Origin of the sequence: Paenibacillus aestuarii (genome assembly GCF_027789125.1) — a bacterium.
Lineage (GTDB): Bacteria > Bacillota > Bacilli > Paenibacillales > NBRC-103111 > Paenibacillus_E > Paenibacillus_E aestuarii.
This window is the reverse complement of sequence record NZ_JAQFVF010000022.1, coordinates 215,245-232,699: the sequence shown is the minus strand read 5'-3', so window position 1 is coordinate 232,699 and position 17,455 is coordinate 215,245. Positions and strand designations below refer to the sequence as shown.

Here is a 17,455-nt window from a genome sequence, read left to right as displayed (position 1 = left end):
AAAGGCGAGCATCTCTCAGAGCTTAAGGCTCAGGGAGATGTTCGCCTTTTTCATGTGCGATTTATGCCGGGCTGCTGTCGAAGTCATAGCTGTCACTTGGCTGGGCAAGCACAAAAGGGCTCGGCTCGCCCAGCGTGAAGATGCACAGCTCATGCATGGCTCGTGTGCAAGCAGTGTAAAACAGCTTGCGCTCGCTTTCGCGGCCGTACTGGCCGCCGGAGCCGTCATAGATCAAGACGGCGTCGAATTCGACTCCCTTCGCGAGATACGAAGGGATCACCAGCGGGCCCTGCGCGAGCTCAGGGCTCGACGGGTTCATAAGCCGCAGCGGTGCTGACATCAGCGGCTTTAAGGCTTCATACGCGAGCGTGGACTCACTCGCGGTCTTGGCGATGATCGCAACCGATGCATAGCCCTCCCTGAGCAGCCGCTCCGTCTCGGCGGCGATCCGGCTATGCAGCGATCCGCGATCGCTGACCCGCACCACCCGCGGCTTGGCGCCGCTGCGGGTGAAGGGCTCGATGGCATCGCCGCCAGGCACGATGCCGCGGGTGAACTCCACTATTTCCCGCGTGGAGCGATAACTGCGATGCAAACGGATGACCTCCGTTTGCTCCGGCCCATACAAGTCGGCGATCGGATCGATATCGCTATACGCGGAAGCGTGCGCATAGATCGCCTGGTTGAGGTCGCCCAGCGCTGTCATGCGGCAGCGTGGGAACAACCGTTTCAGCACTTCCATCTGAAACGGCGTATAATCCTGCGCCTCGTCCACGATCACGTGGCGCACCGCGTTGTTCGTATGGAAGCCTTGCACCGCTTCCATCAAGTACAAGAAAGGCGTCGCATCCTCGTACAGCAGCTTGCCTGCAGCTAGCGCGCAATGCGTCTGCTCGCAGATGGCCGGCCAGTGAAGCGGCTGCGGACTGTCTGCGCTGATGTCGCTGAACAGCTGCCGATAGAGCCCAGCCATATCGACAAAAGCGAGCCGTTCGATGTCCGCTCGCACCGGTCGCAGCCGCTCCCGGACGACGAAGCCGGCCAGCAGGTCGCGCTCCTTGTCAAAATCGTCAAAGGTCGCGCCTCTACCTCCCTGCATGCGCCGCAGCTGCCGGTAAGCCCGGTGGTAATCTTCGCTGCTGAGGAGCTCGATTTCGTCCTCCACCCAGCCCTCATGCTTTTCAAGCTCAGCGAAATCGTCCAGCAAATCCTTGAGCCAGCCCCGCATGAGCTCGAGACGGTTCGGCAGCCGAATCGCCGCATCATAAGCATAAAACCGCTCATGCAAGCGGGCCTCGGAGACGATTTCTTTTTCGCCCATAACAATCGGTTTAAACAACATCCCCGCTCGCTCCAGCCGCTGCTTGTAGGATTGCACCGTGTGCAAAAACTGCACGGAGGACTTGTAAGCGATCCCGCTCATTCTCGCCGTGTAGTCGGCATCTTCGCTTTCGCTGCCTGTCAGCACATACTCCAGCTGCGCAAAGCTGTCCTCGACTTCGAAGCTATCGCCGAGGCGGTGTTCAAGGTACGCTTGGAACGTCGTCTGCTGCATGTTGTCCTCGCCCAGCTCCGGCAATACGGTGGCGACATAGCTGTTAAACAGCGGGTTGGGGGAAAACAGCAGCATCTGATCCGCCTGCAGCGTCTCCCGATGCTTATATAGCAGAAAAGCGACCCGCTGCAAAGCGGCGGACGTTTTGCCGCTTCCAGCGGCTCCCTGCACGATCAGCATGCGGCTGTAATCGTTGCGAATGATCCGGTTCTGCTCCTTTTGAATCGTGGCGACGATCGTTTTCATTTGCGCGTCCGAGCTGCGGCTCAGCACTTGCTTGAGCAATTCATCGCCGATCGTAAGCCCAGTATCGAACATATAATGAATGTGCCCGTCACGGATCACATATTGGCGCTTCAGCAGCATGTCGCCGGTTACCGTGCCGTTCGGCGTTTCGTATACGGCTTCCCCGGGCCCGTAGTCATAATAAAGACTGGATATCGGCGCGCGCCAATCATAGACCAAGTAATCGCCGGTATCCTCATCCAAAAAGGAGGCAATACCCAGATAGATTGCTTCCTCTCTGCGCTCTCCTCGCTCGACAAAATCGATCCGCCCAAAATAGGGCGTGCGATACAGCCGCTTTAGCTTCATGAGCGCGGCTGACGAATGCCGGTGGCTCCGCTCCCGTTCCGAAAGCATCTCCGCTTGCTGCTTCAAACTGGCGATCGTCTCAACCGCACCGTCCGTCGTACTGAAGTCGACCGTAACCTCATCCCAGAAATGTTTGCGAATGCTAACCACGTCCGACCGGACCAGACCGACTTCCGCTTCAAGCCGCTCCATATGCACGCCGATTTTCTCCGTGACCTTATGAACACGCTGCTCTTCCTGGGTCCAATCCTGTTCACTCAGACTCATCCTATCGCCTCTTACGTCTCATTTTGGGGCATCCTTGACACGCGACTCATTTGTTGATATAATTATATTAGGATAAAAATGTTATTATTTCCTAATATAAACAATCACTCTTTATTGTAACAAGTTCTTGTGAGAATGACAATATGGAAATAAATAGGGCTGTCTACGGCGCAGATCATCTGCTCCATGGACAGCCCTTTTGTATGGTTTAACGATTCCTTGCTTTCACTCGTATGCGTGCGATGGCGCGCTGATGATGCGCCGCATGCCCAGACATCATGCTCAGCAGTCTGGCAACCGACTCCTCGCGAGTCGAAGTCACGACGGTCCGCTGCAGCGCTTGCGGCAGGTGTTTGCACAAGCCGACGATATGCTGCCGCATGGCACGGAACATCGCCAGCTCCGCGTCAATCGGGCGGTTCGCATAATCGAGACCTGCACACCAGTCATCCTGGGAGAAGGCGTTGCCTTGGTACAAGCGGCCAGGCTCGGCCAGAGCAAACTTCACTTTGTGGATCGTCACCAGCTCCAGGTCAATGACATGCAGCACATGCTGGCGAATCGACCATTTGCCGGGCGCTTCAGCCGCATCCAAGTCCTCTCCCGTCGCCTCCTTGAGCGAATCGATAAACTCCTCGGCACCGCTCGCGTAGATCGCCAACGTTTCTTCATCAGTCTGAAACAGTTCCTCCCAATAAACGATCGTATATCCGTCCGTGGCCGGCACAAATAATTTGCGGATTGCCCCAGCATCGTCTTCATCGTAGAGAGGCCCGAAGCCGCGTTCCTGCAAGTCACGCTGCACATCGGCAACGGAGGCGGCACGCATGTAGACAAGCCCCCCAGGCTTCGGGCAGTGGGCTTGCTTGCTGAGCCAAGAGCTGAGATTCAGCCGTCCACCGGACGCCTTCAGCATGACGTAATAATCCGGCGCCGCTTGCAGCATGACGGCCTGCCCAGAAGGGTCTTCGAATACCTTCTCCCATTGCAGATTTACGGCATAAAAGGCCAAAGCAGCCTGTAAATTGTCAACTTGCAGCAGCAATTTTGCCTGCTTGATTCTCACGCAGCGGTTCCCCCTTACCTCCCCGCGATTAAAAAAATACGCTCCACCTTATTTCAATGGAGCGCATGCTGATTCCTACTTCTTGGCTGCCCGGTAGGCCTCGATATATTGAGCGGCCTTCTTCGCTACAAGGCCGTAATCGCCGGTTTTGACCGCTTCGCTGGTCAAATCGGATCCAATGCCGACGGCAACAGCGCCGGCTTGAATCCATTCGCCCAGGTTACTCAAGGAGACGCCGCCTGTCGGCATAATGTTCGCCTGTGGCAGCGGACCTTTAATGGCCTTAATCATCGACGGCGAGTACAGATTGCCTGGGAACAGCTTCACGATGTCGACGCCAAGCTCCAGCGCCGCCTGAATATCCGCAATCGTCATGCAGCCCGGCATGACGGGTACACGGTAGCGGTTGCAGAGCGCAACCGTACTAGGGTTCAGCGATGGGCCGACGACGAACTCGGCCCCGCTCAGAATCGCTGCCCGCGCTGTCTCCGGGTCGAGTGCCGTGCCGACCCCGATGATCGCGTACTTGGCAGCGTCCTGCGCGCTGCTGGAGTAGCGCTTCGCCAGCTCCTCGATGGCGCGCAGCGCGAACGGCACGGTCATCGTCACTTCGATGACCTTGATGCCGCCGGCAATGGCTTGCTCCGCCATTTCCACGACTTCCTCAGGCGTCTCGCCACGCAGTACGGCGACAACGCCTTCGCTCGTTATTTGTTGAAGCAATTTAATTTTTTTCATCGCAATGAACACCTCTTTCGTAGATTGGCCAATATTTATCGTTCGATATGTTTAACGTCGTTAAGGATAGCCTCGACCTGTTCCCATGTAGGCGCGCCTTCCCAGTCGCCTTCTGTCTGCACGATGAGCGAACCGACGAGATTGCCGAGACGAACCGCTTCGGTGTAATCATAGCCTTTGACCACACCGGTCAAAAAGCCTGCACAGAAGCCATCCCCTGCGCCAACTGTATCCACAACCTGATTCGCCTTGAAATAAGGCACCGCTTGAATGGAATCGGCATCCACGACATACGTCTCGTCGTCTCCGCCCTTCACAATGGAGATCGCCGGCAGTTCGCGCAGCTTGGCGACGATTTCATCCCAATCCTCGGTCTGGTACAGCAGCTTCAGCTCGTCCAAGCCCGGCAGGAATATATCCGCCAGCTTCGCCATTTCCAGCAGCACCTCACGCGCCTCGTCCAAGCTCCAAAGCTTTAGCCGAAGGTTCGGATCAAAGCTGACTTTCACCCCATGCTTGCGCGCCATACGAATCGCTTCGAAAGCGCTCTCCCGGCACGACTCGCTCAGCGCCGGCGTAATTCCCGTTACGTGGAGGATTTTGGCCTGGGCGATATAAGCCTCATCCACATGCTGCGGGGTCATGCGGCTGGCCGCCGAGTTCCTCCGGTAATAGTAGACGGATGTCTTGCCCATCAGCACCTCGCGCATCATCAGTCCCGTCGGGGCTTCCGTCGTTAGCTCAGCACGGGAGACGTCGACGCCTTCACCACGAATTTTCTTAAAAATCATCCGGCCAAGCGGATCTTTGCCCAGGCGGCCGAACCAGCCGGCGCTCACGCCGAGACGGGACAAGCCGATGGCCACATTGCTTTCCGCTCCACCAAATAAGCTGTGCAGCTCAGATGAATATTCCAGACCCTTGCCGCCCGACGGCATGAGCAGCGCCATCGTTTCGCCAAAAGTTATAACTTCAGGACCGTATTCCAGGTGATTCTGCTTATTCATCTCAGGACCTCTCCATCCATTTGTTTGTCAATCACGCGGGTGCGTGCCCAGTTAATTGAAACGTTTAAATTAAGCATATTTCCTATTATAGAGCATGTATTACGATTGTACCAGACTTGTCTGCACGCGGATGATTTAAAAAAGAGCCGCGTCCAAGACGCAGCTCCATGCACACTTAAGCGGTCTGTTCCCGCTTCTGTTTATAGCCCATTGTCGCTTGCACAGCGGCCTGCCACCCGTCATATAACTCCTTGCGCTCGGCCGCTTCCATCTCGGATTCAAACGTCCGCTCGATGACTTTGTTTTGCACGATTTCCTGCTTGCTTAACCAGAAGCCGACCGCCAAACCAGCCAAATATGCCGCACCTAGCGCCGTCGTCTCCAGCACGCGCGGACGGTCAACGGCTGCCCCGAGCAGATTCGCTTGGAACTGCATCAGAAAGTTGTTCGCGACCGCTCCGCCGTCAACCGCAAGCTTCCGGATTTCGATGCCGGAGTCCGCTTCCATCGCCTTCAGCACATCAATCGTCTGGTAAGCCAGCGATTCTACAGCTGCGCGGATCAGATGGTCCTGTGTCGTGCCCCGCGTCAGGCCGAAAACGGCACCACGAGCGTCCATGTCCCAGTAAGGCGCGCCCAGCCCGACGAAAGCCGGCACGAAGTAGACGCCATCTGTGCTCGGCACGGACTCGGCGTGCTTCGCGGAATCGGATGCTTTCTCAATGAGCTTCAATCCATCCCGCAGCCATTGAATCGCAGCCCCGGCCACGAAAATGCTGCCTTCCAGCGCATACTCCACCTTGCCGTCGATCCCCCAAGCAATGGTCGTCAGCAGCCCATTCTGCGAAGCTACGGCTTGCGATCCTGTGTTCATCAGCATGAAACAGCCGGTGCCGTACGTATTCTTAGCCATGCCTTCCTCGAAGCAGGCTTGGCCGAACAAGGCCGCCTGCTGGTCGCCGGCAATCCCGGCGATCGGAATCGGCGCGCCCAGCAGCGCTTCCGCCGTATGTCCGTACACTTCGCTGGATGGCCGAACTTCAGGCAGCATGGACGCCGGTACGCTTAGCATGTCAAGCAGTTCCTGATCCCACTTCAGCTCATGAATGTTGTACATCATCGTTCTGGAAGCGTTGGAATAGTCCGTGACATGCACGCTTCCTCCAGTCAGCTTATAAATCAGCCAAGTATCCATCGTTCCAAACAGCAGGCTGCCGTTCTCCGCAAGCGCTCTGGCCCCTTCCACATGGTCCAGAATCCATTTTACTTTGGTGCCTGAGAAATAAGCGTCAATGAGAAGGCCTGTCTTCTGGCGCACTTTGGCGTCGAAGCCCTGCGCTTTCAGCTCGTTGCAAATATCCATCGTTTGCCGGCTCTGCCATACAATCGCGTTGTATATCGGCTTGCCAGTATGCTTATCCCATACGACAGCCGTCTCGCGCTGATTCGTGATGCCGATGGCTGCGATTTGCTGCGGCTGAACATTCGCTTGGTTCAGCACGTCTTGGACCACGCTTAGCTGAGTCTCCCAAATCTCTTCAGCATTATGTTCGACCCAGCCCGGCTTCGGGTAGATCTGTGTGAACTCTTGCTGCGCAATCGCGATAATGCTCCCTGCTTTATCGAAAATAATGGCACGACAGCTTGTCGTCCCCTGATCTAATGAAAGTATGAAATGATTGCTCATGGCCAATCCGCCTCCCAACATGATCTTGTCTACTGCTATTTTATATGTCTTTCCCTTGCAAGACTATAACAAAATTTCAACGCTTCTAGAGAGCTTATAGAAAGGATTCATTCCGTAAAAAAGAAAAGAGCAAGCCGCTCCCACGGCTTGCTGCGGCGAACAGCTTGCTGCTGCGCTAGCGGTTGGAACGAACTTGCAGATGAATGCTATTAAATTGAAATCAGATCTTTAACTTCAAATTGCACGATAACCTCATAGTCGCTAGCCAGCGGCTCATATTTCATGCGCGCTGTCTTGCTTTCCATGTCATAGTACCAGCCCGCCTCAGCGTTGCCCCACTCCTGCTGGCTCAAGAACATCGGCAGTTTGCGGCCGTCCAGCTGAATTTGCACCGGAGCAATCGTTTTGCATACGACATCCACCACCATTTGCTCCACAGTTGAAGTGTGGCTGCCTTCGCGTGTAAAGCTCAGCTTCGTTTGCTTGCCGGCTTGCAGTTGAATGGTCGTTTTCAAGTATTCACCGTTCTTGTAGTTGTTCGTCACACCGTCATCCTCGTACAGCTCGAAGCTGCCATGCTCCGAAGCCTCGACCAGCAGATGAAGCTTCTTCACCGTCTCTTGGTGAATGTTTTTCAGCTGCGGGGTCATCGGGATGATCGCCCCGCTGCGGATAAACATCGGAATCGAACCCAGGTCGACCTCGACTTCAATCGTTTGCCCGCCGCTGTAGCGCTTTTTGCTGTACCAGTCGATCCATTCGCTGCCTCGCGGCAAGTATACCTTTCTCGTCGTCGCCCCTTCTTCAATCACGTTAGCAACGAGTAAGGACCTGCCCAGCATGAAATCAAAGCTCTCTTCCCACACTTTATCGTCTTGCTGAAACTCATAAACAAGCGGACGCATCACCGGTGAGCCTTCTACGGAAGCTTCGTAGAGCAACGAGTAGAAGTAAGGCACCAGCGTGTAGCGGAGCTGGATCGCATCGCGTATGTAGCGCGTGTAAGAAGGATACATCCATGGCTCAGTCACGGTGTTGTCCGTATTGCAGGAATGAATGGAGAAGCGTGGCTGGAAGATACCGTTCTGCACCCAGCGGACGAATAGCTCCGGCTCCGGCGCAGGTCCGAAAAATCCGCCGATATCGCAGCCCTGATTCGCCACGCCCGACAATCCTAAGCCGAGAATCGTTGGGATATTGAACTTCAAGCTCTTCCAGCTTGTATTATTATCGCCGGCCCATGTCTGCGCGTAGCGCTGAATGCCTGCAAAACCTGCACGGTTGACGATGTAAGGCCGTGTATTCGGCTCCACCTCGCCGATCGCTTCTTTGGCCATCTGAGCCATTAAGTTCGGCATGATCGGACGCAGCGCGCTGATCGCTTCTCCCTTACCCTCGAAATCACACTGCGCATTGGCGTTATTGATTTCGTATTCATTGTTGTCGTTCCAAATGGAGGTAACTCCCAGTTCAATGAAGGAAGCTTTCAGATGCTTCTTCCACAGCTCTCTGCCCTTCGGATTCGTGAAGTCCACGAACGAGGCCGGGCCTCCCCAGTAGCGGTCCTTCTCCGGCTGATCGCCGGTTTCATCCTTGATGTAGGCGCCACTAGCCGCAAACTCCTGATAATGCGGATGGGTCAGCAGCATGCCCGGCTTAATATTCGGAACGAGCGCTGCGCCTTTCTCCATCAAATCGCCGATAAACTGCTTCGGATCCGGAAAGCGGTCGTAGTTCCAGTTAAAGACGTAGCGCTTACCGTCTTGTCCGGTTGTATACCCGGAAGACATAAAGAAACCGTCGCACGGAATGTCTTCTTCCCGGCACTTATCCATAAAGCCGAGAATCGCCTGATCCGAGTTGTGCTCAAGCTCCGTATAGAACATCGTCGATCCCATATAACCGATGGAATAGCGGGTCGGAAGAATCGTTTTGCCAGTCAAATCCGTGTAGCGGCTCACGACATGCTTGATTTCAGGCCCGTAGATGAAAAAGTAATCCAATTCCCCGCCATCTGCGCAGAAGTAGCTATAAGGCGTCCAATAGCCGCTGCGCTCGCAGCCCATATCGAAGACGGAATCGTAAGCATTATGGTAGAAAATTCCAGTAGCCGCTTGGCTGCCGCCATTCATTTTGATATAGAACGGAATGTGCTTGTAGAGCGGATCCGCCAGTTCAGCATCATAACCGATCGTGTCTACGTTGTGCATGCGCATTCTGCGTTTCTTCTTGTTCAGCTGGCCGCTTTTTTCTCCGAAACCATAGAAATAATCATCGTCCAGCATGCACGCGTAGTGGTAAAGCCGGCCGTGATCGTCCTTGACATAGGAGCGTTCCTTCACATCCGCATGCAGAACGCGACCCTCTTTGTCCTGAATCTCGATGGCAAAAGGCGCCTTGTGGATCACGACGTTCAAACGCTCTGTCGCCAGCAGCACATGTGTGCCGTGATCCGTATAATCCGGTGCCAATGCTGTAATGCGGCGGCGGTCAGGGACAATCCCGTCCAGCTGATCGGCCCATGCCGTTGTTGCTAAAATGTAGGAGGCTTCCTCGCCGAACTGTTCCTCGAACGTGCAGCGCACGCGGATAACGTCATGATTCATCACGTAAATGCGATACAAGGCCGCATCTGTTTGAATATCCAGGTAACCCTCGCCTGCGATAACTTGTTGTAGTGTTTTACTCACTTTCATTGCTGATTACCTCTCTCTCCTAGCGTCTTACTTCATTCCGGAAGTAACCATGCCGCTTACAAAATAACGTTGGAAAATCAAGAATACGATAAAGACAGGGATCATGGTGATGACGGACATTGCCAACAAGCTGCCCCAATCCACATTAAACTCACCGATAAAGTTAGAAAGCGCCAATTGAATCGTGTACTTCGACGGATCGCTGATCCCGATCAGCGGCCATAGGAAGTCGTCCCAGCGCCACATGAAGGAGAAGATCGCCAACACGGCCAGAATTGGTTTACACAAAGGCAAAATAATTCTGGAGTAAATCCGCCACTCCGAAGCTCCGTCCATTCTTGCCGCTTCCAGCAGCTCGTCAGGCACGGACAGCAGGTACTGTCTGAGCAGGAACACCCCGGTCGGTGTTGCCGCTGGCGGAATAATAATACTGAGCAGATTATTATAAAGCCCGAGGAAACTGATCACTTTAAAAATCGGAATCATAATAACCTCAAGCGGAATCATCAACGTTGAAATAAAACCGATCAACAGGACGGTGTCGCCTTTAAAACGATACTTCGCAAGAGCGAAGCCGGCCATCGAGTTGATGAACAACAGCAAGAGCGTGGAACTGATCGTCACGATCGCACTGTTCAGGAAGTACTGGCCGAAATTCCCTTTTTCAAAGGCTTGAGCAAAATGCTCGAAAGTGACCGGCTCCGGCCAAAATTTTGGAGGGAAGGCATATAAATCGTTATTGGTTTTAAACGCCGACAGAATGACCCATAACACCGGGAACACCCAAATGACTGCAAGAACGGCTAGCAGCAGGTACACAGTAACCCGCATGGAAGGCTTTAGTTCCATTAGTTCTCGCCTCCTTTAGAAACCTTGAATTGAATCACGGTAAAGATCGTAATAATCGCAAACAGAACCACGGACATCGCGCTGGCCATACCCAGCTCCTGCTTCATAAAGCCTGTTTCATAAATGTACTGCACGATAAAGGTCGTTTCTTTGCCCGGACCGCCTCCCGTCAGGGAGAACATCAGCGGGTAAGCTTTGAACGCATCGATCAATGCGATCATGATGACAAGCAAGCTTGTCGGTTTCAGCAGCGGCACCGTAATCTTACGGAACACGTGCCACTTCGATGCGCCTTCCAAGAAAGCCGCTTCATAGAAATCTTTAGGAATGACTTGCAAGCCGGCGACGAAAATAACCATGAAGAAACCGACTCTGGACCAAACCGTAGCAATGATGACAGACATGTTGGCGAAAAATGGATCAGATAAAAAATGAACGGACGTGATGCCAAGCAAATTCAATACATGATTCAAAATACCGAAATCGGCGAAAATCCACTTCCAGGACAAACCGACAATGATAAAGGAAAGCAATGTCGGCAGGTAAAACACCGAACGGAACAAGCCTTTAAGCTTGATGTTCTGCACCAACAGCACGGCGACCGCCAAAGAAACACAGTAGATCAAAGGAACTACGATTAGCGCATAGAGACCTGTCTTGCCTAAAGCCGTCCAGAACTCGCTGTTGCTGAGAACTTCTTTATAGTTATCGAACCCTGTGAATTCCATCGGATTGAGACCATCATACTCGTTAAACGAATAGACGAAGCCAATGATTGTGGGAATGACGATAAACACGGAGAAAATGAGGAAATTCGGCAATACGAACAAATAAGGAGCTACTTGAAATTTTTTCACCTTCGGCTTTGCAGCTTTCTTAGCAGCCGTTTGTACAGTATGGGTAGACATCTCGCATCCCCTTTCTTGTGAAAATCAAGGGCTGCCCATCTAGCAGCAGCCCCTGTTTTCATCTATTTTTTATCGGCAATCGCTTTATCAATCGTTTTCGCTACTTTATCCATCGCATCTTTAGCTGTTGCTTTACCGCTGATAACATCAACGATTGCGTTCTTCAGATCATTGCTGAATTTAGGCACAACATCTTGCTTGGACCAGTCTTCTGCAGCTGCAGGAACGGTATTGCTTAATTCATTTGAAAATACTTCGAACATCTCTTTGCCGTAAGCGTAATCCAGCTTCGCGCTGTCTTTACGAGGGCTCATGAACAAAGCTTCTTGGTTGTACTTGGAGTTCACTTCTTTGCTGGACAGATATTGAATGAAATCTGCCGCTTCTTTTTCTACACCGCTTTTATTAAACGCCATCACGAATTTACCGCCCGGTACGGAGGAACGTTGCTTCGCTTTAGGCATGTACGTTACGCCCCACTCAAAGTTCGTAATGTCTTTGTAGTTGCTGATCATCCAGTTACCGGCAAAATGTGCGGCAACTTCACCAGAGCGGAACAGGTTGTTCGGATTCTCGCCGCCCAGCCATACGGAAGCCGGCATTACACCATCATCATGCAGTTTCTTGAAGTATTGAACCGCGGCTACACCCGCATCATCATTAATCGTTGCTTTCGTGCCATCTGCATTCATCATGCTGCCACCGTACTGATAAAGAAGCGTGGACCAACGATGCGGTGTGAAGTCCCAAACGAGACCGTATTTAGCGCCGCCTTTTTGCATAACTTGCTTCAATGCTGCAGAGAACTCATCCCAAGTCCATACGTTGTCCGGAGAAGTAGGCACTTGCACGCCTGCTTTGGCAAACAAAGTCTTGTTGTAGATCAAACCGTTTGCTGTAACATCCATCGGTGCTGCAACGACTTTATTTTTCACTACATAGTAAGGTTTAAGGGAATCCAAGAATTGCGAAGTGAACGCGTCTACGCCGCCCAGCTTCTCAGCCAAGTCAACCGCGGAATTGGAGAATGCGCCAATTTCCGTTGTGCTGATCCGCGCCAATGCCGGCGGCTTGCCACCGGAGACCATCGTTTTCAGCTTTGTGGACAAATCTTTATAGGCAACTTCTATCAAGTTGATTTTGACATTCGGATTTTTCGTTTCGTAGTCTTTAATGATCCCTTTCATGACATCGCCTTCATTGCCATCAGAGAACCATACAAAGTCTAAAGATACATTTTTCTTCGCTTCAGATGCACCCTTCGTCGCGGAATCGCTTCCTTTGGAGGAGCAAGCAGCCGCCATAATAGCGAACATTACAAGAACGAGCGTCAGGGAAACCCATTTAAATCCTTTTTTCATTAATCATTCACTCCTTTGTAATTCTACAAGTGTCTGTCACTAGCCGCTTTTCTAAACGCTTGCGGGGATGCCCCGGCAAACTGCTTGAATGTTCGGCTGAAGTGTACGGATGTGTTGAACCCAAGCTGCTCGGAAATGCTGCCAATCGCTTGATCGCTAGAGATCAGCAGACGTTTGGCTTCTTCTACACGCCGGCTCATAAGGTAGTTGTTAATCGTGTAGCCCGTCACTTCCTTGAAACTGTGACACATGTAATATTTGTTTAAATGAAGCGCTTTCGACAAGCCGGCAAGACTAATCGTTTCTGTAAAATTTTGATTCAAATACTGCAAAATCCGTGTTACATTCGCTTGGCTGTGTGTCGGCTGCCGCGTGATGGAGAGATCCAGCAAATGCTTCGATTTGCGGTAAATCCGAATCAGCATCTGGATCAGATGCGTAGCTACCATCCATTCGAATCCAAACGTCTCTCTCTCCCGCTCGGTACATATGGTTTGAAAAAAACGCTGTATTTCTTCTCTCTCGTCTGGAGACCACCGAATTAATAAACCGCTTGCAGATTCGAATAAGGCTAGCAATTTTCTCGACATTTCTTCAGGCAAGTGCTGTTCAATCAGTCGCGGCATGAAATTCACATAACTGCGGACGTAAGGAACGTCTTGGGACGGGTTCACACGGTGAATAGTATCTCCGCGGAACAAAAGCATGTCTCCCGGCTGCAAATCGAAGATATTATCTCCGATGACATAATGGGCTTTGCCTTGCGTGAAATAATAGATCTCAAGCCCCTCATGCGTGTGCAAGGGCCATTGAAATTGCCAATCCGTTGCATTCGCACGTGCGTAAACACCGGACTCCTTAAGAGCAATATTCGTCGGTGTATGTATCATCAACGAAACGGGAATCCCCTCCTTAAGAACTATTTTACGCCATAATATCAATGTTTTCGACAAATATCCGCCTTACGAATTAGATCTTACCACACATATCGTGCTGTTGTTTATCAAATATTGCTGTTAATTTATACAAAATTGCTGAAAGGCTGCTTTTCCTTTTTTCAAAATAAAAAACAAGCCCGCACACTGCGCCCTCTTGGACTGCGTGTGTGGACTTGTTCTGTTGGTTGAAAATGCTGTTAGAACTGGCTATCCCGCTGCTTCCGCATCGGCAAGCTCACGCAGCAGCTCATCGTGGATATGACCGTTGGTAGCAACAACATTGCGCACCCCGAGATGGTACGGCGTGCCTGACGTGTCGCTTACCTTGCCGCCGGATTCCTGGATCAGCAGAGCGCCTGCCGCAATATCCCATGCATTGAGGCCGATTTCCCAAAATCCGCTTAATCGGCCTGAAGCGACATAAGCCAAGTGAAGCGCGGCAGAACCTGCGACACGAAGATTTCTAACCTTCGGCGCCAGCGCCAGCGCACCTTGCATATTGGTCTTCAAAGCGTACTCCCGCTCCGCGGGAAATCCGGTGGCCAGTAGGCTCTCCGACAGGCGTCCATCCAGCGAGACTACCGTCTTCTTGCCGTGCATGTAAGCGCCTTTGCCGCGCTCCGCCACGAACAGCTCATCGCGGGTCGGATCATAGACGACACCGACGATCACTTCGCCTTTATGCGCAAGGGCAATGGACACCGAGAAAAACGGAAACCCATGGACAAAATTCGTCGTTCCGTCAATCGGATCCACGATCCATAAGTACTCGGCATCGCTGGCTTCCTTCAGCGCTCGGGCGGAAGCCTCCGGTCCGGGCTCGACACCCTCTTCACCTAGAAAAGAGTGTGACGGAAAATGCGTCATGATCAAATTGCGAATCAGCTTCTCTGAACCTTTATCTACTTCTGTAACAAGATCATGTGAAGAGTACTTCGTGTTCACGTGATTGATATCGCCAAGCTTGCTCTTAATCCATTCCCCCGCTTTCGCAGCTGTATTAATTGCCACTGCTGTGAAGCTTTTGCTGCCGACTACAAAAGACTCCTGTGTGCCATTCGCCATTTATATCAACTCTTTCTTTGTCGTTGGTTTTTGTCACCAGTTTCAGTATAGTAAATTATACGCTTTAAATTCTAGAGAGTTTCATCCCAAAATATTCGTATACTTTTACATATCTTACAAAAGATGAGAGCTCCGTAGTCTTCAAAGACTCACGGAGCTCCTCTTTTATCATGCCTTATGGTCTTTTGCTTAAACGCCGACGATATGGTACCCGCCATCCACATAGATGACTTCGCCGGTAATGCCGCGGGACAAGTGGCTCATCAGGAACATCGCTGTGTCGCCGACCTCTGCGGTCTCCGTTGTGCGGCGAAGCGGCGCTTTTTCCTCCACTTGGCGAAGAATGGAGTTGAAATCTTTGATGCCTTTCGCAGCCAGTGTACGGATCGGACCTGCCGAGATGCCGTTCACGCGAACGCCGTATTGGCCGAGATCTGCGGCCAGGTAGCGCACGCTGGCTTCCAGCGCGGCTTTGGCAACGCCCATGACATTATAGTTCTTCATCGCGCGCTCAGCACCGAGGTACGTCATGGTCATGATGCTGCCGCCTTCTGTCATCAGCGGGTAGATGCGCTGGGACACCGCAACCAGCGAGTACGCGCTAATGTCATGCGCCAGCGCGAAGCCGTCGCGGGACGTGTCTACATATAAGCCATCCAGCTCTTCCGTTCTAGCAAAGGCAATGCTATGTACTAGGCCGTGAACGACGCCCAACTGGTTCTTCAGCGTTTCGGCCAGCGTATCGATTTCTGCATCAACCGTCACGTTGCAAGCCATCAGCGTCGATCCCGGGATCGTATCGGCTAATTTGCGCACGCGCTCTTCCACACGTTCGTTTTCATAAGTAAAAACCAGCCTAGCGCCTTGCGCGGCCAGGGATTGAGCTATTGCCCAGGCGATGCTGCGGTCGTTGGCGACCCCCATCACCACAATATTTTTTCCGGCTAACAGTTGACTCATCGTACAAAAAACCCCTCTCACCATGGTTTGTACTACGATCTTTCCACTTTTGAAAGTAACCCATTTTGGCAAACATTTCAAGGGAAAAATCTAGTGAGTGGCTTCGCTGATAGAGTCGCTGCTTATAATTCAAAAGAGGCTTGGTTCAGGACCGTGACCCCAGGCAGCTGCTTCATATCTTCCATAAGCTTAAATAGAGCGCCATCCTTCATTTTCGCTTCGATCATAATGTCGAGCTTTGGCGTGAGCGGTGCAATTTCCCGTAAAAATGCATAAAGTGGCCCCGCCTCTACATAATCGGCATGGCTGCGCGGGGAAGACTCGCTCTTAGGGCTAGAGACGTGAATTTTCGGGGGCAGTTCAGGAGCGCCCGGATCCGCCTGTGACAGCTCTTCCGCCTTGGGCTCCCAAGTGCGCAATATTCTCGGCCATAGCTCGTGCGCCTCTTCGCCGTTATTGTTCACTTCGTGATGATGGATGTCCAGCACCATCGGCGCACCGACTCGCTCGGCAATCTCCAGCGTTTCCAGCGAGTTGAAGGTTTTATCATCATTTTCAAGAGTGACGCGTTTCTGAATTTCAGGGCGCAGCGATTGAAAATTAAGCACGAACCGTTCGCCCGACTTCTCTTTATCGCCGTAGGCGCCGCCGACGTGGATATTGCTTAGTGCCTCAGGACCGAGCCCCATCGCGTCCAGCATGGCGGTGTGCCTTTCCAGATCGGCGATGGAATTCGTCAGGACGTCCTCGCGCGGCGTGCTAAGCACAGTAAAATGATCGGGATGGAAGCTGACACGCATGCCATGCTGCTTGACGTAGTCGCCGATCTCCCTAAATTCGTCGGCCAGGATTGCGATCGGCTCCCAGCCTTGAAGCAGCTCATGACCGATTAGCGGAATGAGCTTGGATGAGAAGCGGAACACCATGATGTCATGGACGCGATTGTGCTTTAACAGCCTCAGCGAATTGTGCAAATTTTCCGCGCCGAGGCGCTCCAGCTTGCGGATGGCCGCTTCGCGATCCGCGATTTTGCTGAAGTTAGTGGCCGTCATCGTTCTGGACGGGGACGCATTTTCGATTACCGTGGACATTGCCACGTAGCCAAGTCGAACGATCATGGGCGTCATACCTCCGAAGTATAGGTAAAAGTACTCCCATAGCGTTCCCGAGCGGGAACGGGAGCATTCGCTTGAGCGGGGTATCAAGGGACCTGTTCATGCCGCGCGTGACGCAAGAATGCTTCCTGCGATTATTCTGCAAAAACAGTAGGATAATCGCGCAAAACTCACCAATTTGACTACAATGGTCTGGAAAATCCTACAGACAGTGCAGGATAAGCAGTTCCCTCACATACGGCGCGCTGGAAGCACAAAAAAGAGGAGGATGTCCTCAGCCAAATATCTTGGCTTATGGACACTCTCCTCTTTCCCTCTATATCACGCCTGCGCGCGCTCACCGAAAAACATTTCATCCGCCAGCGCCGTCTGAATGCGCGCTTCCTCTTCAGTCAGCCTGCGCACCAGCTCCATCTCCACCTGGGTCACTTCCTCGCCCTGGAAATTAATTTCCGCGATGGAAGCAACGATCTTGACGATGGCGATCGCCTCATTCTGCGGCGTATAGGCAATTACCTTCTGTCCCGCAGGAAATACGCGGAAGCCGCTTTTCACCATTTTACCGCGGCCGTACTCCAGCAGTTCATAGAGCTCCTGCTCGGATTTGAACTTGCAAACGGAATTGAATTCGGTTTGGAATCCCATCGTT

The 17,455-nt window shown here is 52.4% G+C and carries 14 protein-coding genes; all 14 read right to left on the bottom strand.

The genetic code is table 11. The annotated features are described in order from the left end of the window. Positions 1-61: 61 nt before the first annotated feature. Positions 62-2,416: an RNA polymerase recycling motor HelD gene (helD, locus tag O9139_RS08480; RefSeq protein ID WP_270879018.1), complete on the bottom strand. Its 2,355-nt coding sequence runs from the start codon at positions 2,414-2,416 to the stop codon at positions 62-64. A gap of 208 nt (positions 2,417-2,624) precedes the next feature. Further along, a complete protein-coding gene (locus O9139_RS08475; RefSeq protein ID WP_270879017.1) occupies positions 2,625-3,482 on the bottom strand; it encodes a DinB family protein in 858 nt (285 codons plus the stop codon). A 75-nt stretch (positions 3,483-3,557) separates the two neighbouring features. Further along, positions 3,558-4,220, bottom strand: a complete 663-nt coding sequence (locus tag O9139_RS08470; RefSeq protein ID WP_270879016.1) for a bifunctional 2-keto-4-hydroxyglutarate aldolase/2-keto-3-deoxy-6-phosphogluconate aldolase — start codon at positions 4,218-4,220, stop codon at positions 3,558-3,560. A gap of 35 nt (positions 4,221-4,255) precedes the next feature. Then, on the bottom strand, positions 4,256-5,227 hold the full coding sequence (locus tag O9139_RS08465; protein ID WP_270879015.1) for a sugar kinase: 972 nt from the start codon (positions 5,225-5,227) through the stop codon (positions 4,256-4,258). A gap of 175 nt (positions 5,228-5,402) precedes the next feature. After that, positions 5,403-6,914: a glycerol kinase GlpK gene (gene glpK, locus O9139_RS08460; RefSeq protein ID WP_270879014.1), complete on the bottom strand. Its 1,512-nt coding sequence runs from the start codon at positions 6,912-6,914 to the stop codon at positions 5,403-5,405. A gap of 209 nt (positions 6,915-7,123) precedes the next feature. Continuing rightward, positions 7,124-9,610, bottom strand: coding sequence for a glycoside hydrolase family 31 protein (locus tag O9139_RS08455; RefSeq protein ID WP_270879013.1), 2,487 nt, complete (start codon positions 9,608-9,610; stop codon positions 7,124-7,126). A 27-nt stretch (positions 9,611-9,637) separates the two neighbouring features. After that, positions 9,638-10,459, bottom strand: coding sequence for a carbohydrate ABC transporter permease (locus tag O9139_RS08450; protein WP_270879012.1), 822 nt, complete (start codon positions 10,457-10,459; stop codon positions 9,638-9,640). Then, positions 10,459-11,367 (bottom strand): carbohydrate ABC transporter permease, encoded by a 909-nt coding sequence (locus O9139_RS08445; protein WP_270879011.1) that lies wholly within the window; start codon positions 11,365-11,367, stop codon positions 10,459-10,461. The genes O9139_RS08450 and O9139_RS08445 overlap by 1 nt, the downstream gene beginning before the upstream one ends. A gap of 62 nt (positions 11,368-11,429) precedes the next feature. Then, positions 11,430-12,728: an ABC transporter substrate-binding protein gene (locus O9139_RS08440; protein ID WP_270879010.1), complete on the bottom strand. Its 1,299-nt coding sequence runs from the start codon at positions 12,726-12,728 to the stop codon at positions 11,430-11,432. 23 nt (positions 12,729-12,751) lie between these two features. Then, positions 12,752-13,618: a helix-turn-helix transcriptional regulator gene (locus O9139_RS08435; protein ID WP_270879045.1), complete on the bottom strand. Its 867-nt coding sequence runs from the start codon at positions 13,616-13,618 to the stop codon at positions 12,752-12,754. Positions 13,619-13,873: 255 nt separating this feature from the next. Further along, positions 13,874-14,731 (bottom strand): inositol monophosphatase family protein, encoded by an 858-nt coding sequence (locus O9139_RS08430; protein WP_270879009.1) that lies wholly within the window; start codon positions 14,729-14,731, stop codon positions 13,874-13,876. A gap of 189 nt (positions 14,732-14,920) precedes the next feature. Continuing rightward, positions 14,921-15,691, bottom strand: a complete 771-nt coding sequence (gene fabI, locus O9139_RS08425) for an enoyl-ACP reductase FabI (protein WP_270879008.1) — start codon at positions 15,689-15,691, stop codon at positions 14,921-14,923. 122 nt (positions 15,692-15,813) lie between these two features. Then, a complete protein-coding gene (gene uvsE / locus O9139_RS08420; protein WP_270879007.1) occupies positions 15,814-16,809 on the bottom strand; it encodes a UV DNA damage repair endonuclease UvsE in 996 nt (331 codons plus the stop codon). Positions 16,810-17,127: 318 nt separating this feature from the next. After that, positions 17,128-17,451, bottom strand: a complete 324-nt coding sequence (locus O9139_RS08415) for a hypothetical protein (RefSeq protein WP_270879006.1) — start codon at positions 17,449-17,451, stop codon at positions 17,128-17,130. Between the last annotated feature and the right edge of the window lie 4 nt (positions 17,452-17,455).